At 37.3% G+C, this 21,612-nt stretch carries 22 protein-coding genes and 1 rRNA gene; 3 read left to right on the forward strand and 20 right to left on the reverse strand.

The window, feature by feature from the left end; genetic code table 11:
- Positions 1-81: 81 nt before the first annotated feature.
- Positions 82-852: a DNA alkylation repair protein gene (locus JCM9140_RS17205; protein ID WP_235715391.1), complete on the reverse strand. Its 771-nt coding sequence runs from the start codon at positions 850-852 to the stop codon at positions 82-84.
- A gap of 180 nt (positions 853-1,032) precedes the next feature.
- Between JCM9140_RS17205 and JCM9140_RS17210 the strand changes: the two genes are divergently transcribed.
- Genes JCM9140_RS17210 through JCM9140_RS17220 form a run of 3 tightly spaced genes read left to right on the forward strand, consistent with a single transcriptional unit; the run spans position 1,033 to position 3,310 of the window.
- Positions 1,033-1,587 (forward strand): sigma-70 family RNA polymerase sigma factor, encoded by a 555-nt coding sequence (locus JCM9140_RS17210; RefSeq protein ID WP_034749373.1) that lies wholly within the window; start codon positions 1,033-1,035, stop codon positions 1,585-1,587.
- Positions 1,587-2,021 (forward strand): PadR family transcriptional regulator, encoded by a 435-nt coding sequence (locus JCM9140_RS17215; RefSeq protein WP_034749376.1) that lies wholly within the window; start codon positions 1,587-1,589, stop codon positions 2,019-2,021. Before JCM9140_RS17210 ends, JCM9140_RS17215 begins: the two co-directional genes overlap by 1 nt.
- Complete coding sequence (locus JCM9140_RS17220; RefSeq protein WP_034749378.1) at positions 2,018-3,310, forward strand: FtsW/RodA/SpoVE family cell cycle protein; 1,293 nt, start codon at positions 2,018-2,020, stop codon at positions 3,308-3,310. Before JCM9140_RS17215 ends, JCM9140_RS17220 begins: the two co-directional genes overlap by 4 nt.
- 341 nt (positions 3,311-3,651) lie before the next feature.
- On the opposite strand, the gene JCM9140_RS17225 is transcribed toward JCM9140_RS17220, so the two are convergent.
- From JCM9140_RS17225 to rrf, 19 genes are all read right to left on the reverse strand, one after another.
- The gene (locus tag JCM9140_RS17225; protein ID WP_034749380.1) at positions 3,652-4,806 is read right to left on the reverse strand and encodes a glycerate kinase; all 1,155 of its coding nucleotides are present in this window, start codon (positions 4,804-4,806) and stop codon (positions 3,652-3,654) included.
- 254 nt (positions 4,807-5,060) lie between these two features.
- A complete protein-coding gene (locus JCM9140_RS17230; RefSeq protein WP_034749383.1) occupies positions 5,061-6,041 on the reverse strand; it encodes a 2-hydroxyacid dehydrogenase in 981 nt (326 codons plus the stop codon).
- A complete protein-coding gene (locus tag JCM9140_RS17235; protein WP_034749385.1) occupies positions 6,038-6,715 on the reverse strand; it encodes an RraA family protein in 678 nt (225 codons plus the stop codon). The genes JCM9140_RS17230 and JCM9140_RS17235 overlap by 4 nt, the downstream gene beginning before the upstream one ends.
- 62 nt (positions 6,716-6,777) lie before the next feature.
- Positions 6,778-8,100 (reverse strand): aldehyde dehydrogenase family protein, encoded by a 1,323-nt coding sequence (locus JCM9140_RS17240; RefSeq protein WP_235715392.1) that lies wholly within the window; start codon positions 8,098-8,100, stop codon positions 6,778-6,780.
- Complete coding sequence (locus JCM9140_RS24670; RefSeq protein ID WP_235715393.1) at positions 8,069-8,245, reverse strand: hypothetical protein; 177 nt, start codon at positions 8,243-8,245, stop codon at positions 8,069-8,071. Before JCM9140_RS24670 ends, JCM9140_RS17240 begins: the two co-directional genes overlap by 32 nt.
- A 21-nt stretch (positions 8,246-8,266) precedes the next feature.
- Complete coding sequence (locus JCM9140_RS17245; protein WP_034749388.1) at positions 8,267-9,427, reverse strand: iron-containing alcohol dehydrogenase; 1,161 nt, start codon at positions 9,425-9,427, stop codon at positions 8,267-8,269.
- Between the two features lie 12 nt (positions 9,428-9,439).
- Entirely contained in the window at positions 9,440-10,498 is a 1,059-nt protein-coding gene (locus JCM9140_RS17250; protein WP_034749391.1) for an Ldh family oxidoreductase, read from the reverse strand.
- Between the two features lie 13 nt (positions 10,499-10,511).
- The gene (locus JCM9140_RS17255; RefSeq protein WP_034749393.1) at positions 10,512-11,795 is read right to left on the reverse strand and encodes a TRAP transporter large permease; all 1,284 of its coding nucleotides are present in this window, start codon (positions 11,793-11,795) and stop codon (positions 10,512-10,514) included.
- A gap of 13 nt (positions 11,796-11,808) precedes the next feature.
- The gene (locus JCM9140_RS17260; protein ID WP_052002349.1) at positions 11,809-12,306 is read right to left on the reverse strand and encodes a TRAP transporter small permease; all 498 of its coding nucleotides are present in this window, start codon (positions 12,304-12,306) and stop codon (positions 11,809-11,811) included.
- A gap of 48 nt (positions 12,307-12,354) precedes the next feature.
- Positions 12,355-13,416, reverse strand: coding sequence for a TRAP transporter substrate-binding protein (locus tag JCM9140_RS17265; protein ID WP_034749396.1), 1,062 nt, complete (start codon positions 13,414-13,416; stop codon positions 12,355-12,357).
- Positions 13,417-13,575: 159 nt separating this feature from the next.
- On the reverse strand, positions 13,576-14,595 hold the full coding sequence (locus JCM9140_RS17270) for a LacI family DNA-binding transcriptional regulator (RefSeq protein ID WP_034749398.1): 1,020 nt from the start codon (positions 14,593-14,595) through the stop codon (positions 13,576-13,578).
- A 407-nt stretch (positions 14,596-15,002) separates the two neighbouring features.
- Positions 15,003-15,476 carry a ribose 5-phosphate isomerase B gene (gene rpiB, locus JCM9140_RS17275; protein ID WP_034749401.1) on the reverse strand — a complete coding sequence of 158 codons (474 nt, stop codon included), beginning with the start codon at positions 15,474-15,476 and terminating at the stop codon, positions 15,003-15,005.
- Between the two features lie 23 nt (positions 15,477-15,499).
- Positions 15,500-16,771 (reverse strand): TRAP transporter large permease, encoded by a 1,272-nt coding sequence (locus JCM9140_RS17280; RefSeq protein WP_034749405.1) that lies wholly within the window; start codon positions 16,769-16,771, stop codon positions 15,500-15,502.
- A gap of 3 nt (positions 16,772-16,774) precedes the next feature.
- A complete protein-coding gene (locus tag JCM9140_RS17285) occupies positions 16,775-17,251 on the reverse strand; it encodes a TRAP transporter small permease (protein ID WP_034749408.1) in 477 nt (158 codons plus the stop codon).
- A 55-nt stretch (positions 17,252-17,306) separates the two neighbouring features.
- Positions 17,307-18,362, reverse strand: a complete 1,056-nt coding sequence (locus tag JCM9140_RS17290) for a TRAP transporter substrate-binding protein (RefSeq protein ID WP_052002350.1) — start codon at positions 18,360-18,362, stop codon at positions 17,307-17,309.
- Between the two features lie 30 nt (positions 18,363-18,392).
- Entirely contained in the window at positions 18,393-19,370 is a 978-nt protein-coding gene (locus JCM9140_RS17295; protein ID WP_034749411.1) for a zinc-dependent alcohol dehydrogenase, read from the reverse strand.
- A gap of 13 nt (positions 19,371-19,383) precedes the next feature.
- Positions 19,384-20,052 (reverse strand): FadR/GntR family transcriptional regulator, encoded by a 669-nt coding sequence (locus tag JCM9140_RS17300; RefSeq protein ID WP_034749414.1) that lies wholly within the window; start codon positions 20,050-20,052, stop codon positions 19,384-19,386.
- Between the two features lie 23 nt (positions 20,053-20,075).
- Positions 20,076-21,098, reverse strand: coding sequence for a Gfo/Idh/MocA family protein (locus tag JCM9140_RS17305; RefSeq protein WP_034749417.1), 1,023 nt, complete (start codon positions 21,096-21,098; stop codon positions 20,076-20,078).
- Positions 21,099-21,447: 349 nt separating this feature from the next.
- A 5S ribosomal RNA gene (gene rrf / locus JCM9140_RS17310) occupies positions 21,448-21,563 on the reverse strand.
- Between the last annotated feature and the right edge of the window lie 49 nt (positions 21,564-21,612).

Here is a 21,612-nt window from a genome sequence, read left to right on the forward strand (position 1 = left end):
CCCTTACTTCCTACCAATAACTCAAACAACAAAAAGATAGATTGAAAAAGCAGATATAAACCAATTATGAAAAATAGAAAGCTATTCTTCTTCACTAACATGTTTTTCGCATAAAAATAGAGCTGCAATACAGCAACTCATAACCGGTACTCCCTCCATGGCTGAATATGATTCAAAGTACGTTTTTAAAGCTTCTCGTTTACTAAGTGGCTTTAAATTATTTGTAGCAACAAATAATTTTACGTTCTCTGGTTGAGTTTTTGCATATTCACGCAATACCCATCCAATTGCTTTTTGTACGAAAAATTCATTGCTACTTTCTCGCCTTAAAATGTATCGGAATAGTCTTTCTTCATCTGTTTCCTGTTTGTAATATAGTTGATACAATATCGCTGATCTTTGTAACCAGATGTTATCATCCTCAATCCATTTATCAGCAAATGCAGGTATAAGTTCCTTATGATTTGAAAACAGATAACCCATGATATGAGGAGACAGTACATCCACCGTATCCCACCACGATTTTTTTACTATTAGATTTGATAACCATAACAGATCCTCGCTGCTTAAGTCTTTTTTGGCTATTTGCAGAATATCCAGTGCTGCTTTCTGATATTCTCTCTCCGGAAGACTCCAAAGCGTAAAAATGACATCCTTTAGTTCCTCTTTTGGAGGTAACCCATTTTCTTTTATAAATTGTTTAGTGATTCTTCGGCGGAGAGGTGTTCGAATACCTATGAAATCAAATTGGTTTCTCAGATAATTCTTAGACCATTCGGCATATTGATCATCACTGTAGACCGAATAGATCTTCACTAGTTTTTCAACGTATGAATGTAGCATGTTAGTCATAAATGGTCACCTTTTTTTATTTAGTTTCCCTTATAGATTAGCGTAACAAAAATAACGCTTTGAGTCGCTTTTACTAGTGAATTGTAAGGATGTAGAAATGCCATTAAAAAATATCTTTCCTTTTCCAAACCAAAAGACCTGCTGGTTCGTCTAAAATGTAGAGAAAGAGGTGATACATAGATGACGAAACTTGAGCAAACAGCCATACACGATGAAAGCATAGAGGAAGATCGAGAGCACCTCATCAATCTTCTGATGGATGAACATAGCGACGAGATCCTCCATCTCGTTTTTACATATGTAAACAACCAAACAACGGCGGAAGATTTAACACAGGAGATTTTTATTAAATGTTATGAGAAGTTACATCAATTTAACGAGCAGTCTTCAATAAAAACGTGGCTTTTTCGGATTGCGATTAATCATTGTAAGGATTATTTAAAAAGCTGGCATTATCGAAAAATAAGCCTTCACGAAAAAATATGGGACTCTCTCCCCTCCAACACAAAGCAGGTTGATGAGGAACTTATCGCTAAGACAGAAGAAGAACGTTTGGCTCACGCCGTAATTGCTTTGCCCGTAAAATATAGAGAAGTGATTTACCTTCATTATTACCAAGAGCTTTCATTAGTTGAAATAAGCAAAGTGACTGCTGTTAATCTAAATACGATCAAAACGAGAATGAAACGAGCAAAAGAATTAGTAAAAGACCAAATCATTGAGGAGGTTGAATGATGAGCGATCCATTCATAAACCTGAAGAATTCCATGAAGAACACGGTTTTTCATAACCTAACCTTTTCCGATGCGCGAAAAAAAATAGTAAAAGAGATAATTCAAGCAAAAAATCCCCAATCACAACTCGATCTTTGGAAGGATGAAACATTGCTAGCTGTTTTAGAGGCAACCCAACTAGAAGCAAAGCATGGCTTCGCTATCTCCACTCAGCTTTTTCAAAAAGGAGATCAAAGTTTTCATCAAAACGAGGGACAGCTTTATACTCTTTTACACTTATTAGAAAATAAACAACTCCTTCAATCCAAGTGGGTTGACGAAAAAAAGTATTATTCGCTCACAAAAAAAGGAAAAAAACTCGTCATTCGTTATAGACAAGAACCATCTAAACAACGGACTTTACTTAAAGTACTGCTACAGGAGGCATCTTTATGACTTCTTCCCCTTTTGAACCATTCGTAAAGAAAGTGACATCAAAAGTAAAATCTAAGGAAGCACACGAAATGATCAAAAAAGAACTCACACACCACCTGCAGGAGTTGAGTCATTCCTATCAGAAGATCGAATTAACAAAAGAGGAGGCTGATGAGAAAGCTGTACAAGCTATGGGAAACCCTTTTTCCATTGGTACAAACTTAAACCGCCTTCACAAACCGAAAATGGATTGGATTGTCCTCGCATTATTTGTTGCCATTGTTGCGGTTAGTTTTCTTCAGCTTCTTGGTCTTGAGTACGAAGTTTATGTAGGACGCCATGCACTCTTCTATTCGATAGCCATTCTTGCTTTAGTTGGCTTTCTATTTTTTGATTACAGAAAATTGAAGAACTTGTGGATGTTTTTTTACGGGGCTGGCTTCACTCTTCTTGTAAGCACTTATTTATTTGGTAATATGATGAATGGTGCGACAAGATGGTTAACCATTGGAGGCTTCACGCTTGATGTCACCCTTACATTATTTCTGTTTTTTCTAGCGTGGGCGGGACTTTTGGACAGGATTAATGTCTGGAACAGCGTCAACAAACAGGTGTTACTAATCGTTTTGTTTTGGGCACCTATATTTGTATATTTACAACTTCCACACGTGATGTTAAGTATCATTTACTTTTTTTCTGTAGGCATAATGTTTGCTGTTTCTCGTGTTCATAAAAAAATAGCGATAAATATCGTCGGTTTTACGTTGGGGATGGGTTTCATTTTTATTGGGTTCATGATCTTCACTGGTCGCGGCAGCTATTTTTTTGCAAGAATGTCTAGCTTTCTTTATCCAGAAAGAGATCCGTACGGGGCAGGATATATGTATTTTCTTGTGAAGGATTTACTTTCGCAAGCTGGCTGGTTCGGTAACGGATTTATCAATGATGGCAATAGACAAGCTCTCCCAGGTGCACATACTGATATGGCTTTTCCAAATGTTGTCTACTCTCTTGGTTGGGTATTTGGTATTTTTCTTTGTATCATGCTGTTAATTTTTATTTGGCGTATTTCATCCAATGCCTTTAAAACGAAAGATCTATTTGGAAGGTTAATCGTCATTGGTGGTGCAACGTTTATTGCCGTTCCTACTCTCTGGAACATATTAATGGGCTTAGGATTTGCGCCTATCATGGAAGTCTCCCTCCCGTTTATCAGCTATGGCGGAAGCATGCTTCTTTTTTACAATGCTGTCTTAGGCCTTATATTAAATGTCTATCGGCGAAAGGATTTGGTTGAACCGACGATTTAGAAAAACAGAGAACAGTGGGACGGTCTCGTGAGAAATGTCCTCTGTTCCTCTGAAACAGCTTTTTCAGTACCTCGTGTAATCTATTTGTACAGACTAAGACAATCCATTGGATTATCTTTTATCTACCTGATAGCGCCTGGCTCAGCCTTTCTCTTTTACGGGGAAGATGTCTATGTAGCTTACTCTTAGAAGCATCTCATGTCGGATAAAGATGAAACAGGTTTCACCTCACAGGGGGACATGATGTTTTCTCGAAGCTAAAAGGAGTCCAATTAGTTTGTCCGTTGAACTCCTTTCCCTGTTACGTTTTTAGTTTTTCACCTTTAAACTAATACACACTCTTAAGTAATGACTCTCTTTGCTTCAAAACTTAATTTATAAACTTTCATTAAATTTTCTAATGTAATCTGAATCAACTGGTCAGTGTTTGCCATCGCTTCTTCTAATGTTTGTGGCTGGTTGAGGATACTAAATGCCGCATTGATTCCGTGGCGCTCTAAAGCTTCAATTCCTGGGTCGACACTTCCAGAAACACAAATGACTGGCACGCCATGTTTTTGTGCTCTAATGCCTACACCCATTGGCGCTTTTCCAAAGCTTGTTTGGATATCGGTTTTACCTTCACCGGTAATCACTAGGTCAGCGTTTATCACATCTTTCTCGAATTCAAGCAGATCAAGAATAATCTCAATTCCTGGTTTAATCGAGGCATTTAAGAATGTAATTAAGCCCGCTCCAAGTCCTCCGGCTGCTCCTGCACCAGGTTCATTTAGTATATCCTTGGATAAATACTGTTTAATTTTTTCTGCGTACTGTTTGAGACCTTGATCCAATGTTGTCACCATTTCAGGTGTTGCTCCTTTTTGAGGACCGAAGATATAGGAAGCTCCTTCCGGTCCACAAAGAGGATTAGAAACGTCACTTGCTACTATGAATTCTGTTTGATAGATTCTTTGATCAAGTTGATCGATAGATATGCGATCTAATTGGCTGAGACTCCCGCCACCTGGCTTTAATTCCTGTCCTTGCGAATCCAAAAGTTTCACACCTAAGGCTGCAACCATTCCGGATCCACCATCATTTGTTGCACTTCCACCTATTCCTAAGATTATTTTTTTACAGCCTTTGTTAAGGGCGCTCTTAATTAATTGACCAGTACCATAGGTAGATGCTTCTAGTGGGTTTAATTTTTCTTTTGGAATTAATGTCAACCCAGATGCTTCTGCCATTTCAATGATAGCTGTTCTTCCACTATCTAATAATCCCCACCTCGCTATTACGGCATCGCCTAATGGGCCTTGCACTTCTTCTGATATAAATTCACCATTCGTGCTGGTAACAAGAGTATCTAGTGTTCCCTCTCCGCCATCAGCAAGAGGCATTAGCTTAATCTCTGCATTTGAAATTGCTTTTTGAATCCCTTTTTTCATCGACTTTGATACTTCGATTGAGGAAAGACTGCCTTTATATGAATCAGGAGAAACAACAATTTTCATATTTTCACCTTCTTATTTAATTAAACCTTGAACTGTATAAATGAAAAATGTCAGTGTAAAAAACTATGAAAAGTTGAAATGAGGACTATATCTAATTAGTACTCTATCATAATTAGTAACTAATAAGACCAAATTCCAGCCGTTGGAACCAAACTGATCATAATTAATAGTGTGTGTTTAAATAGAGACTACGAAAAAAATACTAAATCGTAGTCTCCTTATAAAAACAATGAATTAAATAGTATAATTCTCTGTTATTTTACTCCAGTAATTTCATTGATAAGATGAGTTGGTCGCTCTCCTTGCAAAGCTTGTGATAAATGGTCTGCAGCCATAATTGCCATTTTTATTCTTGTCTTTTTACTTGCACTGCCGATATGAGGCAAGACAGTCACATTAGGTAAAGATAAGAGTCGATGGTTTAGTGAGATTGGTTCCTCTTCAAAGACATCTAGACCTGCTGCCCAGATCTGCCCCTCTTTTAATGCATGGTACAGAGCTGTTTCGTTAACGATTCCACCTCTAGAGGTGTTGATCAATACAGCCGTTTCTTTCATTAACGCCAATTCATGTTGATCAATAAGATCTTTCGTTTCAAGAGAGTATGGAGTAAGCACAACAACGTAATCTGACTTCTGCAAAAGGGTTTCTTTTTCAACATAGGTGATACCGAGTTCTTGTTCAACTTCTGATTTTCTACTCCTATTATGATATAGGATGTTCATATCAAATCCCTTAGCCCGTTTTGCAAAGGCTTCCCCAATTCGTCCTAGTCCGATAATCCCAACAGTTGCTCCGTAAATATCCTGGCCTGTTAGCTGCATAGGTGACCAAGTTTTCCACTTTCCTTCTTTTAAATACTCGGAGGATTCAACGATTCTGCGTGCTGTGGCCATCAGTAGAGCAAAGGTTAGATCCGCAGTTGTTTCCGTCAAGACACCTGGTGTATTTGTGACCATAACCCCTTTATTGGTTGCGGCCTCTACATCAATGTTATTAAAACCAACTGCCATATTGCTAATCACTTTTAATTTCTTTGCTCTGCTTAGTAATTCAGCATCAACATTCTCGGTTAATAGGCAGTATAATCCATCTATATCCACGATTTCTTTTTCTAGCACTTCTCTTGGAACAGGAGTATCTTCTTCGTCCCACATTTTCACTTCATATAATTCGTCCAATCTCGCTAACACTTCTGTCGGAATTTTCCTTGTGATATAAACCTTTTTTTTCAAACTCCTTCACACCCTTTTTTACGAAGAGCTTCGTCAACCCAAGACCGGTCCAGCGTACCAGAATCAATTCTTTCCATCTGTTCCTTTTCCATTCCCATCGTCGTTTGCACTTTTTCAGCTAACGATACAGCATACTCTAATGGCACTACTACTATTCCATCTGAGTCTCCAACGATAATATCACCTGGTCGAACGACGACTCCACCTAGTTGAATTGGCACATTAATTTCTCCAGGACCGTCTTTATATGGCCCACGGTTAATAACTCCTTTAGCAAACATTGGGTAATTCATTTCACGTATTTCTTTTGAATCACGGATCGCACCATTAATAACAAAACCTTCAATTCCTCGCTTTTTAGCAATCCTGACCATTATTTCACCCATAATGGCATTTGTTAAGTCCCCGCCTGCATCAACTACAATAACATCCCCTGGTCCTGCCATATCGATCGCTTTATGCACTAATAGATTGTCACCAGGTCTTGTTTTGACCGTGAAGGCCGCTCCTGCTAATGTTCCATGTTCATGAATTGGCCGAATAGATGAATCGACACTATTAAGGCGATTCATGTTATCTGAAATATTTGGCGTTACAAATGTTCGATACAACTTTAGTAATTCTCTTGAGGGCTTTTCTTCATTTTGTAAGATACGAAAACCTATATTTGTCAATATTCTCACTCCTTTTTCTAAAACCGGTTTCAGAAACCGGTTTTAGAAATGATTAAAAAAATTTATTTATGTTGAATATAGGCAACCTTTAATTCTGTGTAAAAATCTTTATTCGTTCCACCAATTGAATATGGTCCAACACCAGAGTTTTTCACTCCGCCAAATGGCATATGACCTTCACTAACAGTACCATTGTTAATATGAACCATTCCTGATTCTACATCTTCTAAATAACGATAAGCAAGATTCATGTTATCGGTAAATACCGAAGCTGTTAGACCGTACTCTGTATTATTACTCACTGTAATTGCTTCATCAAACGAAGACACTCTGATTAAAATAAGAACAGGTCCAAAAATCTCCTCTTTTGCAACTGCCATATCAGGAGAGACACCAGAGATTAGAGTTGGTTCGAAATAATAACCATTTTGATATTGTCCTTCTGTTAGGCTTCTCCCACCAACAACAATATGGGCACCTTCTTTTTTAGCTAATTCCATGTAATTCACTAGTGTTTGACGAGCACTTTCACTAACAACTGGTCCGATTTTTGTATCAGGGTCCATTCCATTTCCTACTTTAAAAGCTTGAATTTTTTCGACAAGCAGTTTTTCAAGTTCATCTGCTTGCTTATCAAGAACGATGACCCGACCAATAGCTGTACAACGTTGACCAGCGTTTCCATAGCACCCTGCCACAATTTGACTTGCTCCATCTTCTAAATCTTGGTATTCTGCTACAACGGCCGGATTATTTCCACCTAACTCTAATTGAACCTTTGTAAAGTTTTTCGCTGCTGTTTCATAAATATTACGACCTACTTGAGTTGAACCAGTAAATGAAACACCTTTTACTAATGGATGACCAACTAGTGCGTCGCCTACTTTTCTTCCACTTCCAATTACTAGGTTAATTGTTCCAGCTGGAAGCAGCGCTTTTTCTAAAAGCTCTGTAATGATTACAGATGTTAACGGAGTATTAGTCGCTGGCTTCAATACAACAGTACATCCGCAAATAAGAGCTGGAATCACTTTTCTAAGCGGTGTTAACACCGGGAAATTCCAAGGAGTAATAGCAGCCACTACGCCAATTGGAACACGAACAGCCATGTTGATGACCCCACGACGATCACTTGGCAACGTTAACCCTTCTAGACGAACTGCTTCTCCTGCAACAAAGCGCATTTCACTAACTCCGCGAGTGACTTCCGTTAACGCTTCATTTAATGGTTTGCCTTGCTCCCTGCATAATGCTTTTCCTAGTCGTTCTTTGTTCTCATCTAGTAACTCAATAAAGCGATAAATGAATTGTGCCCTCTCAGAAGCTGGAACCTTCTTCCATATTAAAAGTGCTTCATGCGCACTTTTTAACAGCTTTATCCACATCTTTTTCAGTAGATAATGGGAATCTCCCGACAACATCATTTTTGTCGGCCGGATTGGTTACTTCATAGACTTCTTCCACACCGCTTTCTACCCATTCGCCATTAATAAAATTTTTATAAACATCTTGTTCTGTTTTTACTGTCATTTTTCCCATCTCCTTTTAAAATTATAGTGATTTTCTAACGATTTCTTTCAGGTCAGCTAGTGAAGGTTTGCGTGGGTTGACAAGAACATTATCACTTCCAATAGCACCTTCAGCAATGTATCCTAAATCCATTTCCGTTACTCCAAATTCTCTAAAACCTGTTGGAATTCCGACATCCTGATTTAGTTTTTTAATCGCTTTAACGGCAAGTGCTGCTGCCTCATGTAGAGATAATCCATCAGTTTTTTCACCAAAAATTTCAGCAATGTCTTTAAATTTCTCTGGGTTCCCGACCAAATTAAACTCCATGACTTGAGGAAGTAAAATGGCGTTGGCAATTCCATGCGGTACGTTAAACTTTGCTCCTAAAGGCATACATAACGCATGAGCGAGTCCTAGTCTTGTAGGATTAAATGCAGTAGCTGCAATCGTACTCGCTAATAGCATGTCGTAGCGTGCTTCTAAATTATCTCCTTGATGAACAGCCTTACGTAAACTTTTTGAAATTAAACGCATACTTTCACGCGACAACGCTTCTGAAATCGGCTGTGTTGCTTTATTAACGAATGACTCAAGCGCGTGTGTAAGTGCATCAATTCCAGTTGCCGCTGTCATTGAACCTGGAAGTGATAGCGTGAGCGTTGGATCGCATAAAGCAATCGTCGGTGCGATTGTTTTCCCACCAATTCCAAACTTCCGGTTATTCTCTTTATCAGAGATTACGGTCCAAATAGTTACTTCACTACCTGTACCTGATGTAGTGGGAATACAAATGGTTGGAACACTTGGATTCGGCACTTTATTTAATCCTGCGTAATTGGAAATGTCCCCCTCATTTTCCACCATTACCGCTACAGCTTTAGCTGCATCTAGAGCACTTCCTCCACCAACTCCGATGATTAGGTCAGCACCAAATTCCTTTGCTTTTGCTGTCGCCTTCCATATCGTCTTGACATCTGGCTCTCTTTCAATATCCCAAAAAGTATCAAATGTAACTCCATCTTCGAGCTGCACTGTTACTTTATTTAAAATTCCTGCATCCTTCACACCAGGATCAGATATTACTAAAACTCTAGAACCATTTAAACGTCCTATAATTTGTGGCAGGTGTTGAATGGAATCTACCCCAAATACAATTTCTGTTGGAAGTTCATAGTTAAAAACTCGGTTTAATAAATTCATTAAATACCTCTCCTATAAAGTGATTTGATGGTAATTTTCAATTTTAACTCCTACTTCTTCACCCACTTGTTTGATAGACTCAAACACCTCCTTGCCAAGGTTAATTCCATTTTGAAGACGATCATTCTCTGTATTACTTTCAATTTCACCAGGTAAGAATATTTCTTCTGTTCCTTCTGCTTTCGGTGCTGATTTTATCTCATCAATCATTTGGTCAACTCTGCTCTTAAATTGATTAGCTGTCATAAAACGATTCACATCGATTAACTGGAAGAAGTGACCCACATTTTGAGGCTTATCAAAATCTCCATAGATATTATTAATATGAGGACCAAACCCTGCTCCCGTTAACACCCCACTCATGATGTCGATCATTAAAGAAATTGCATAACCTTTTGGTCCTGCAAAAGGAAGTACAGTCCCTTCTAAAGCATCTTTAGCGTTTGTTGTCGGGCGCCCCTCTTTATCAATTGCCCACCCCAAAGGAATACCTTCTCCACGCTGCTCTGAGGAAATGATCTTTCCTCTCGCAACTACACTTGTCGCCATATCAAATATAATTGGTTTGTTTTTTTCTGTAGGCACTCCGAAGGCATAAGGGTTCGTTCCTAAATAGGGTTGGATACCTCCCCAAGGAGCCATAGTTGATGGAGCATTCGACATAGCGTATGCCACCATATCATTCTTAATTGCTTGTTGAATAAAGAAAGCCCCAGTTCCAAAATGAGTTGAGTTTTTCACACCAATATAGACAGCGCCATTTTTCTTTGCCTTCTCTATTCCTAATTCAATCGCTTTGACTCCAACGATTTGACCCATGCCGTCATTTCCGTCGATTAAAAGAGATGCATCACTTTCTTCAATAACTCTTACCTCAGGATTCGGAGTAACCGCCCCTGACTTTAACCTTTTTACATATATGGGGAGCCTGGTTACACCATGGGAATCAACCCCACGCAAATTTGCAGATACTAAACTTGCAGCAACAATATTTCCATTTTCCTCTGTTAAACCAACAGCTTTTAATACATCACAAATATATGATTCTAAATATTTCGCGTCAAAATTCATATATTATTTCCTCCTATCTAAGTAAGTTAGGTAAAAACATTGAAACTTGCGGAACATATGTTACAAGCAACAGAACAAAAATCATAGCTGCTAACAAAGGAAGTACAGCCTTTGATATTCGACCAATTGACTCTTTTGCAATATTAGTAACTGCAAATAAACAAATACCGACAGGTGGAGTTACTAAGCCAATAGCTAAATTAACAATTAGCATTATTCCAAAATGTGTAGGATCCATCCCTACACTTAATGCAATCGGCAACATAACTGGAGTTAAAATAATAAGTGCAGCTGTTAAGTCAAGGAAAAGCCCTGTTATCAATAAAACAACGTTAATAATCAAGAGAATAATAATTGGATTCGTTGACACCCCTTGAATCCATTCGCTAATCATTAAAGGTAACTGTTCATATGCAACAATCCACCCAAAGAGTGAGGCTGTTGCTACTAATAGCATTACTGCTGCAGTTCCAGTTACGGTTTCATTTAAAATTGTCTTGAAATGGCTAAATTTAATCTCTTTGTAAACAAAACCGCCAACTATTAAGGAGTAAACAACGGCAATTACCGCGGCTTCTGTTGGTGTAACAATTCCCCCAATAATTCCACCAAGTACTAGAATCGGCATAAATAATGCTAGAGAAGCACTTTTAAATGAATCCCATATTACTTTTGGTGTTGGGAATTTTTCTTTCGGGAACTGTTCTGGATTTTTGGTTGCCATAATATAAGTTACAACCATTAAACTAACTCCAACTAGAATCCCAGGTATAGCACCAGCTAGAAATAGTTTACTAATTGATTCTCCAGCCATTACACCGTATATAATGATAGGTATACTGGGCGGTATAATAATTCCGATGGTTGATGAGGCAGCCGTTACAGCAGCTGCAAAGCTACCATCATAGCCTCTTTTTTTCATTGCAGGTATTAGTGCTGAACCAATCGCAACTGAATCAGCAACAGAAGATCCAGAAATCCCCCCAAAAAATTTACTAGCTACAATATTAACCATCGCTAATCCACCACGCACAAATCCTACAAGACAACTAGCGAAATCAATTAACCTCCGGGCAATTCCCCCGGTATTCATAAGACTACCTGCTAAAATAAAAAATGGGATCGCTAGTAGCGGGAAAGAGTTAACTCCATTTCCAAATCGTTGTGCAATTAAAGAGAGTGGGATATCGCCCATAAAATATACTGCCGCAATAGATGCTAGCCCAATTGAGATAGCTACTGGAACCCCTATTACTAACAATATAAAAAACACTCCTAGTAACACACCAATAATCATACGATCCCTCCTCTCACTCTGTTGAAATATCAATGGTTTTCGTTTTGATTTTCTCAACTATTTCAAATACAGTGTTAAAAATAATTAAAGCCATTGCTATAGGAATAGACATATAAACCCAACTCATAGAAATATTCAATGCAACAGAAGGCTGATTAGCTGTTGACTGAACAAGCTCCATCCCACTAAGAAAAACAATAATAGCAAACCCTATGACTACCAGATCAATAAAGAGACTTAAAAATAATTTAGCTTTCCCTTTTAGTTTTTGTAGTAATGAATCCAAAGCAATATGTGCCCTTTGCCTTAATGCTATAGCTGACCCTAGAAAGATAATCCATATGAATAAAAATCTAGATAACTCCTCAGACCACCCTAACGAATTAGAGAGAGCATATCTCCAAAAAACCTGAGCGGCTACTATAACTACCAGTACAACAACCAATCCAATTGTAAACAACTCTACCGATTTGTTTATGTTTATTCTGATCTTATTTAGTAGTTGTACCATATCCTCACCTCATTAATATTAAGGGGCTATAAAGATAGCCCCATTAGATTATCTTGTTGCTTCAAGTAACCTTTGATAGAACTCAGCACCATATTCAGGGTCAAATTCTTCATGTACACTTTTGGTTGCTTCAATAAATGCATCAAGATCTGGTTCAGTAACAGTTACTCCTTCTTCTTTTAATTTTTCAATATAATCAGCTTCTTGTTCAGCACTCAATTTTCTCTCGTAATCTTTTGCTTGATCAGCAGCCTGTTGTATAATCTCCTGTATTTCAGTTGATAAGCTAGACCACTTTCTTTCACTTATTGCTAAAACCATAGGAGAATACATATGCCCTGTTAAAGAAACATAATCTTGAACTTCAAATAATTTAGCTGTATAGATAAGCGCAGCTGGATTTTCTTGGCCATCTACAGTTCCTTGTTCAAGGCCTGTATATAATTCACCAAAAGACATAGGAGTTGGGTTTGCCCCTAATGCTCTAAATATGGCTAAGGAGACTGCACTTTCTGGGGTTCGAATTGCAAGCCCTTTCAAATCTTCCGGAGTATGGATTTCACCTTTTGAATTAGAGATATGCCTAAATCCATTTTCAAAAAAGCCTAACACTCTAACACCATGGTTACTGGGTAGGGATTCAACCATTTCTTGCCCCATTTCACCATCTAAAACAGAATACGTTGTTTCACGATCAGTAAACAAAAATGGTAGATTAACTGCTTTTAATTTTGGTTCTAGCGTTGTTAATGGTTCTACACCGATCATTCCCATTTCTATTGTTCCAAGGTTCATTCCCTCAGTTAAATCATTATCGTGTCCTAGTTGACCATCAGGAAATAATTCAACCCTTATTTGACCATCAGACTGTTCTTCTACCAACTCTTTAAACTTTTCTGAACCCGCATGATATAGAGAGTTAGTTGCTGTACCATGACCTAATCGAAGAACAATTTCGTCTCCGCTTTCTTCAATTGCTGTCTCTTGGTTTACTGCATCTGTACCTTCAGCATCTAATTCATTTTCTTGTGTGGCACTTTCTGAGCAAGCTGACATTATTAATAAAGTAATAAGAGTCATTAAAAGTAATAAAATTTTAGACCTGTGCATAATTGGCCCTCCTAGTGTAAAATTTAAATAAGTGTTTTTTGTTTTCGACTTGTTTTGGGTGTTAGCGGCACTCATAACAAGTCTTTTTTCACGAAACAGTTGACAAAACAACAAGACTGTTAAACTACTATATTTAACCTCTAAGTTCACCTCCTTAAATTAATCAACCTTTTTTGGAGCCATACAAGAACTACGAATCATTAATTCTGGTTCTAACTGTATGATTTTCGACTTTTGTACTTTTCCACTTTTCATTTTCTTTATTAACAAAGCCGTTGCCTTTTTCCCCATTTCATAAGCCGGCTGGGCTACTGTATTTAGTGGTGGATCTAAAAGCGGCACCCATGGATAATCATCATACCCAAAAACTGACACATCTTCTGGAACCTTAAATCCTAACTTCTTTGCTCCCATTAACACTTCCAAATTCAACAGCGTATTTGTGGAGAAAATAGCTGTTGCTCTTTGGGACAATTTTAAGACTTCTTTAGTTGCCTCAATTCCACTTCCATTAGTCTCATCACAAATTTTTATCAAGCTTTCATCAATTGGGAAATTATTCTCTAACAGTGCTTGCTTGTATCCTTCCAATCGATCAATTCTCGGACTTTTATTTTCTGTTGGATACAATAAAATAGCGATTCGATCGTGCCCTTGATCTATTAAGTATTGTATCGTTTTTTTCGCACCTAGTATGTTGTTTACAATCACCGTATCCGTTTGTAAGTCATTACTAAATCGATCAAAGAAAACAAATGGGTATTTTTCTTTTACTAGTTCATTAAACAAATCTGTATTTCTTCCAGTTGTATTCACAATTAATCCATCCACTTGTTTATTTCTTAAAGTCAAAATATTTTCTTCTTCAACACTTGGATCTTCAAATGAGCTACTTACCATTAACCCATAACCATTTCTCATACATTCACTTTGTACGCCTTTTAACACTCCAGACCAAAAGGGATTTGATATATCCGATAAAATAATACCTATTGTTTTAGTTGACTTCTTTTTTAAACTTTGAGCAACAGAGTTAGGCGTGTAGTTTAAATCTTTTACTGCTCTTAAGATTTTATTTTTCATTTCCTCAGACATATGTTCGAAGTTTCCATTCAAAACCCTAGATACAGAGCTTTTTGAAACCCCCGCCTTTTTTGCCACGTCATTTATAGTTACCATTCTATTCACCTCATTCTCTCTAAAACCGTTTTCTGAAACCGGTTTTAGGAACCGCTTACATTTATATTAACATATGTCAGAATATTTTCAATAACTTTTTTAAATAAATTAGTTCCGGTGTTTATCCTTCAATAGATAGAAAAGAACATGTTTATACAAATTATACATTAAAATAATTAACTAAGTTTACCTACCATTACGGTTAGAAACGCAAATTAATCCCTCTGCACTTTATGTGCCAGAGGGATTTGGTGGAAATTGAATGTGCTAATTAGTAAAAGCCAGGAACCAGCCTACTAAGATCGTTGTGTTTCGCTAAAGACTATTTTTCATGAATTAATTGATTTGATTTACAAGAAAAGCTTATATCAATTACTGTTTCTCTGCGTTATCCAAACTCCTAAGAACTAACCTTTTTGCTTCTTCTGATATTCATGAAATTCCACTTCCATAAGCTCCAGTTTTTGAACACGTCTTCTAAAATGTACCTCTGTACTAAATGTAGCCTGAAGGTAAGTTTCTAGTAAATCGATAGCTAATTTATTACCTACAATTTGTGCTCCGATACACATAACATTAACATTATCATGCTCAACACATTGATGGGCGCTGTAGACATCATGACAAACAGAAGCACGAATACCTGGTATTTTATTTGATGCTATCGCGGCACCTACACCCGTTCCACAAACCATTATTCCCCTTTCAGCATCCTTTTTAAGGATAGCCTTGCATACCCCTTTTGCTATGTCAGGAAAATCAACAGGATTATCGTCATAACAACCGTAATCAGTTACTTCGTGCCCCATTAACTCTAGTGCTTTCATGACTGTTTCTTTTAACGAAAAGCCAGCATGGTCAGACCCTATCGCAATTTTCACCGTTTATCCTCCTTCTCATTTTGTTATCGATTTAGCAATGTAGGTAGCCAAAGTGATATTTTCGGAAACATAATGACAAGTAATAATACAAATAAATTTGCAATAAAAAATGGAAATACTTCTTTCACGATTGCCCCAATCTTCTCTTTACTAATAGAGGATACAATGTAAAGGGCCATTCCGATTGGAGGAGTCAACAATCCTAAGATTAAATTTAATACAACAATAATTGTCATTTGAATCGGATCGACACCAATACTTGAACCTAGTAATAACAAAGTTGGAAGAACAATAATAAGCGCTGCCGTTGTCTCCATGACAGCTCCTATAACTAGTAAAACCAAATTAACCAACAGTAAAGCTAAAATGGGCACAACGGTAATAGCTAGAATCCACTCTGAGAATAATTCAGGAAACCTTTCCATTGCAATTATCCAACCAAAGGTAGAAGCAAACCCTACAATGATTAAAACAATTCCAGATAAAGCTGTTGTTTCTACACAGGCCCGGTACAGTTTTTTAAAAGTCAGTTCACGTCTTACTACAAATCCTAAGAACAAGGCATAAATTACTCCCATCGCTCCTGCTTCAGTTGCTGTGAAAACCCCTCCTAGAATCCCATAAAGAATGAAAATAATTAAGGAAATCTCCCATATACACCCTTTTAAACTAGCCCATACTTCCTTTGTTTCAAATCTGTTCGACCTTGGATACTTTCTTTTCAAAGCAATAATGTAAGCCGTAACCATCATTGCAAACCCCATCAATAAACCAGGTATAGCACCTGCTAAAAACAAATCATAAATAGATAGCCCCGCAATAACACCGGCTATGATGAGTGGAACACTTGGGGGAATGATTGGACCAACTGTAGATGAAGCTGCAGTTACAGCGGCTGCATACTTTGATGAATATCCTTGCTTTTTCATAGAAGGAATTAAGGTAGAACCCAGTCCCGACGTGTCTGCTAGGGCTGTTCCCGAAATCCCTGAGAACAACATACTAATCCCGACATTCGCAAGACCTAATCCTCCTCTAATGAACCCGACAATCGAAACCACTAATCTCATTAGCCTTTGAGTTGCACCTCCATGGTTTAGAACCTCCGCAAGAAGAATAAAAAACGGAATGGCTAACAAGGGAAAAGATAATAATGAAGTTGTAATTCTTTGACCTATTAACAAAGGGGGTATATCGTTTAAAAATAAATAAGCCAAGGATGAAATTCCTATAACAACCACAATAGGTATATTTAAAAGTAGAAGGATTAAAAATACTGAGAACAATAGAAGCATTATTTACCCTCCCTTACTATTAGATCGAAACGTTTGAACTAGATGCTTAAAATAGTAATAAAGCATAATGACTGCTCCTGTAAAAATGCTAATTTGTATCCAAAACATTGAGATTCCAAGTCTTGGAGTCCGAGATACTCTTCCTTCCCATGCTAATTGAAAACTCAAGTAAGCAAAGTATAGAAGGAATATACATATGATTACATATATCACTCTTGTAGCAACTAGCTTTATATTTTCAGGTAATTTTTCAATTAGAAAATCTACACTAATATGAGACATTCTCCCTGCAGCAATTCCTGCTCCGATAAAAGCTAGCCAAATAAGCAATAATGTTGTGACTTCTTCTCCGCTCCATGCCGGAATGCGTGGTAGCAAATAACGTGCAAAAACCTGAACTACCATGGTGAAAATGAGGGTAATCATTGTCAAAAAAGCAAGTACCTCTAACATATTTGTCAACGTGAGTTTCTTCCTCATATCACTCATCCTTTTTTGAAAAATGAGGGGAAAAACTTCCCCTCATTTTAAATATTTACTTTATCTCTTGAATTTTTTTAATCCATTCTTGCATTAATAAGTCGTATCCACTATATGCTCTTGATGCAGCATCAGAAAAATCATTCAGTTCAGGTTCAGTAAAAGTTACCCCTGCATTTTCTAGTTCTTCAACTGCACTTTCAATTCTCTCTGTTAATAATGCACTTTCAAAACCTTTTGTCTCTTCAGCAGCCTCCTCAATGGCCTCTCTTTCTTCAGGAGTTAGTGACTGATACGTATTTTCGCTAAGCAATAAATATGCCGCTTGGTATTGATGGTTTGTCATGGCTATATAGTCTTGAACTTCATAAAACTTATTGGCCGTGATTAGTGTAAGTGGGTTTTCTTGGGCATCAATGACATTTTGTTGAAGGGCAGAGTAAACTTCTCCAAATGGAAGAGTAACGACTCGTGCACCCATTTCTTCAAAGGCAGGAGGTGCTGTTGGGGTTTCTGGAACTCTTATTTGTAATCCATTTAAATCATCAACAGAATTAATAGGGGTATTACTAGAAATTTGTCTCGGTGCTCTCATAAAATATGTTAACGGTCTAAACCCAGCATCAATCATCTTTTGATCTAATTCTTGGCCATATTCGTTTTCAAGAAATGTTTCTAAATGGTTTTCACTCTCAAAAAGATAAGGAATTCCAAATAATCCAATATCCTCAACCCAGTAGGAGACTGGCTCAAGGCTTACTGTCCCATCAACTGTTCCTACAAGCATACCTTCTAATGCTTCTCTCTGAGAACCTAATGCTGCAGAATCAAATACTTCTACAACGATACTTCCGTTAGTTTTTTCTTCTACTAAGTCGGCAAATTCTTTTGTAGCTAGAGACCATGTGTCTGTCGGAGGTAGGTCGAGTGAGAATACAATTTTTTTAGCATCAGCTATATCTTCAGTTGTAGCCGCATCTTCATTAGTTGACTCTGTCGAAGGTTGGCTTGGGTCAGTTGAACTAGATTCGGATGAAGAGCCCCCGCATGCTGTTAGAAGTAACAATGTAAACAGACAGATCAAAGAAACCCATAACGACGTTTTTCTCATAACGTTCATCCCCCTTATATTTAAAAGAATTTAAGCTTCTAAAATAATCTTTACATGATCTTCATTCTCATGAAAATCCTTCATAGCCTCAGGAGTCTCACCAATTTTATATACTCCAGTGAGTAATGGGGCTATATCAATCTTCCCTCTAGAAACCATTTTCATCAGACGAGGTACCCAAATTTCTCGAAAAGCTGGACTATGATGCATTAGTGCAGGAAATTTAATAGTTATAGCATGGTGATGGATTCGGTGTAAACTAGCGTTAATAGGAGACATAAGATCTGGGACTGAGATCATTATTCCTTCGTCTCTTGTGAGCTCTTTTGTTAAATTGAAATACTCTTCTGCTCTAGGATTCCAATATCCGCAACTATGAAAGCCAATATCACATAGTTCTTTGTCCGTATATTCTTTAATTCGTTTTAATGGATCTTCTTTAGTTGTATTAATTGTTAAATCGGCACCAGTGTTCCGTGCAATTTCTAAATGTTTATCAGAATAATCTATTGCTATAACTTTACTTGCCCCCCGCTTCTTTAATGCTTGAACAGCTAACAAGCCTTGGAAATTTAAACCTACTACTGCAACAACATCGCCTAACTGTACGTTAGCTTCATAAACCGCATACATCCCAACTGCAATTGGTTCACCTAACGAGGCTACTTTCATATTTAAATCATCAGGAGCTTTATGAAGGTTTTTGACGTTCGCCACGAAGTAATTAGAAAAAGATGAATGTGGTCCAAACAACATCACGCGATCGCCTCGTTTGAATTCACGCACTTTACTCCCCGCTTCAATAACTGTTCCTCCTCCTTCATGCCCTAAATAGAGAAAAGGAGGTAAATCATTTGGCATATTTAATCCTCGATACGCTCTTAAATCAGCATCACATATAGAAGCTTGAAAAGTTTTTACGAGTACCTCATCTTCTTTTATTACCAAATTCTTCTCGACCATTGATAAATTACCTTTTCCTTCTAGCAAAGCACTCAACGTTTTCATCATACCCCTCCAGTTATAGTTCCTTAACCCGTTTTTCCTTTATTTGTGTTACAACACTATCTAAATGTTGGTTAATGACTTCAACAGCCTTCTCTTCATCCTTATTTTTTAGAGCTTCTATCATACATTTATGTTCAACAATTGCTCGCTCCGGTGAACCTGGTAAATACACAATAGAATCTTGAACTCCGGCAAAAAAACCACTAATATTTTGAAACATTTTGGGTAAAAACGGACTTTTAGAAAATACAGTAATTTTAACATGGAATTCACGGTCAATATCTGTAAACCGTTGTGGGTTATCTATACAATTTTCCATTTCCATTAATAAATTATTTAGCTCCTGTAACTGTGTAAATGTTATATATTTTACTGTTTTTTTAATTGAATGAACCTCAATCATTCTCCTTAAATCAATTATTTCTTCTAATAAATTGGTTCCGTTGTCCGTTTTTTCAAAATCTAGTATAAAAGTGCCTCTCCCATGTGTGGATTGAACAAAACCATATGATTCTATTTGCTTAATAGCCTCTCTGATGGTAGATCTTCCTACATTATATTGTTTTGCTAACTCATCATTTGATGGTAACTGTTCACCTGGTTTAATTTCATTTTGGGTAATTTTCCAAATTAAATCTCTGATCATGTTTTGTGTAAATGTTTGAGTGCTATATGATTTCACTTCCTCCACCACCAATTAATCTATTAATTTCGTAATTTAATAAATTCATTAATATCAATTGCAATATGACTTTTTGCTGACTCTTTTGCAGCCTCTATTAGTACATATGTGTTATAGACATTTGACCCTGAAGTTAGAGGCTGCCTAGCTTCAATAATCGAAGATGCTAACTCTCGTACCTGATTGGTAAAACAATCTGGCTCATCATCCGTTTCAATTCTTTCTCCATTGATATATACATTGGTTGACGCCGCCCCAACAACTCCTTCGTGATCACCAACATGCTCGAAGAAAATAGAACCTTTTTTCCCTTCAATTAAGCATTCGTGTTTAATTGGTGCATTACAAATCGACAAGTAATTTGTCGCTATTGTTCCATCATCAAAAGTAATCACTACAGTAGCAGCATCATCACCTTCAAAAACTTCTGTAATATTTCTAGTCTCACAGTAAACCCTTACAGGCTTCTTCCCCTCATTCATCCATAAAGTCATATCAATGCTGTGCGACCCTAGCATCCCTAATACTAACCCCCCTGATTTACTCTCTTCCCTCCACCAAGGTGGTGCACTATCCCTAGTAAAAATACAGGCAAAGTTATAAAGTAAGTTAGTTGGTCCATCAATAACTGGAAGATACTCACGTGCTTGTTGGATGGCTTTAAAATAGCGTCTACTTTGTGCCGACATAACGATAACATTATTTTGTTGAGCAATTAAATTTAGCGACTCAACTTCTTCCAAATTTATACCTAATGGCTTTTCAATTAAGACGTGTTTCCCAGCTTCAAGCACCTGTTTTCCAACCGGATAATGCAAATGGTGAGGCAAACACACAATAAATGCATCCACATTACTTGTAAGCGCTTTCGTTAATGAGTAATAAGCAATAGTATTGTACTTCTTGGCAACGCTATCAGCCAATGCTTTGTTAAGTTCAACGACTCCCGCTAGTTCCAAAAGATCTGGAGACTTTAAAACTCCTTCTATATGGCTAATTCCAACACGACCTACACCTACTACAGCGACCTTGACTTTCTTAGTCAAACTCAGCACCTCTTTCTCATGATATTAAATCTTTGTTGTTCGATAATTTAACATATGAGGCCATTTTTAGAAATATGCTCTTCAGATGAGTTATTTTATATTGATTCTTTGACTACATTTGCTTATGTTGTGGACGCCAGTAAATCCGCATATTATATGGTTTTTCAACTCATAGGTTCGTAGAAGGAAGCCGTGAAAACTTACGATTTTTCTGTATTTACACACTAGTTGTTAACGATTTAGTTGCCAAATAATTATTGAAAATATAAAAATAAAAAATAATAGTTACGTCCCTTACTTCTTATTTATAGACACAAAAAAACATTCCATTACGGAATGCTTTTTTTGTGCCTGGCAACGTCCTACTCTCACAGGGGGAAGCCCCCAACTACCATTGGCGCAAAAGAGCTTAACGACCGTGTTCGGCATGGGAACGGGTGTGACCTCTTCGCTATCGCCACCAGACTATATATTGAACCTCGGATTCCAATTAGGTATCTTAGTTCACATTTGA

The organism is Halalkalibacter wakoensis JCM 9140, assembly GCF_000513095.1.
Classification (GTDB): Bacteria; Bacillota; Bacilli; order Bacillales; family Bacillaceae_D; genus Halalkalibacter; species Halalkalibacter wakoensis.

Coding starts and splice junctions, on each gene's coding strand:
- JCM9140_RS17205 (WP_235715391.1), bottom strand. CDS start 852: ATGACTAACATGCTACATTCATACGTTGAAAAACTAGTGAAGATCTAT.
- JCM9140_RS17210 (WP_034749373.1), top strand. CDS start 1,033: ATGACGAAACTTGAGCAAACAGCCATACACGATGAAAGCATAGAGGAA.
- JCM9140_RS17215 (WP_034749376.1), top strand. CDS start 1,587: ATGAGCGATCCATTCATAAACCTGAAGAATTCCATGAAGAACACGGTT.
- JCM9140_RS17220 (WP_034749378.1), top strand. CDS start 2,018: ATGACTTCTTCCCCTTTTGAACCATTCGTAAAGAAAGTGACATCAAAA.
- JCM9140_RS17225 (WP_034749380.1), bottom strand. CDS start 4,806: ATGAAAATTGTTGTTTCTCCTGATTCATATAAAGGCAGTCTTTCCTCA.
- JCM9140_RS17240 (WP_235715392.1), bottom strand. CDS start 8,100: ATGTGGATAAAGCTGTTAAAAAGTGCGCATGAAGCACTTTTAATATGG.
- JCM9140_RS24670 (WP_235715393.1), bottom strand. CDS start 8,245: ATGACAGTAAAAACAGAACAAGATGTTTATAAAAATTTTATTAATGGC.
- JCM9140_RS17245 (WP_034749388.1), bottom strand. CDS start 9,427: ATGAATTTATTAAACCGAGTTTTTAACTATGAACTTCCAACAGAAATT.
- JCM9140_RS17250 (WP_034749391.1), bottom strand. CDS start 10,498: ATGAATTTTGACGCGAAATATTTAGAATCATATATTTGTGATGTATTA.
- JCM9140_RS17255 (WP_034749393.1), bottom strand. CDS start 11,795: ATGATTATTGGTGTGTTACTAGGAGTGTTTTTTATATTGTTAGTAATA.
- JCM9140_RS17260 (WP_052002349.1), bottom strand. CDS start 12,306: ATGGTACAACTACTAAATAAGATCAGAATAAACATAAACAAATCGGTA.
- JCM9140_RS17265 (WP_034749396.1), bottom strand. CDS start 13,416: ATGCACAGGTCTAAAATTTTATTACTTTTAATGACTCTTATTACTTTA.
- JCM9140_RS17270 (WP_034749398.1), bottom strand. CDS start 14,595: ATGGTAACTATAAATGACGTGGCAAAAAAGGCGGGGGTTTCAAAAAGC.
- JCM9140_RS17280 (WP_034749405.1), bottom strand. CDS start 16,771: ATGCTTCTATTGTTCTCAGTATTTTTAATCCTTCTACTTTTAAATATA.
- JCM9140_RS17285 (WP_034749408.1), bottom strand. CDS start 17,251: ATGAGGAAGAAACTCACGTTGACAAATATGTTAGAGGTACTTGCTTTT.
- JCM9140_RS17290 (WP_052002350.1), bottom strand. CDS start 18,362: ATGAGAAAAACGTCGTTATGGGTTTCTTTGATCTGTCTGTTTACATTG.
- JCM9140_RS17295 (WP_034749411.1), bottom strand. CDS start 19,370: ATGAAAACGTTGAGTGCTTTGCTAGAAGGAAAAGGTAATTTATCAATG.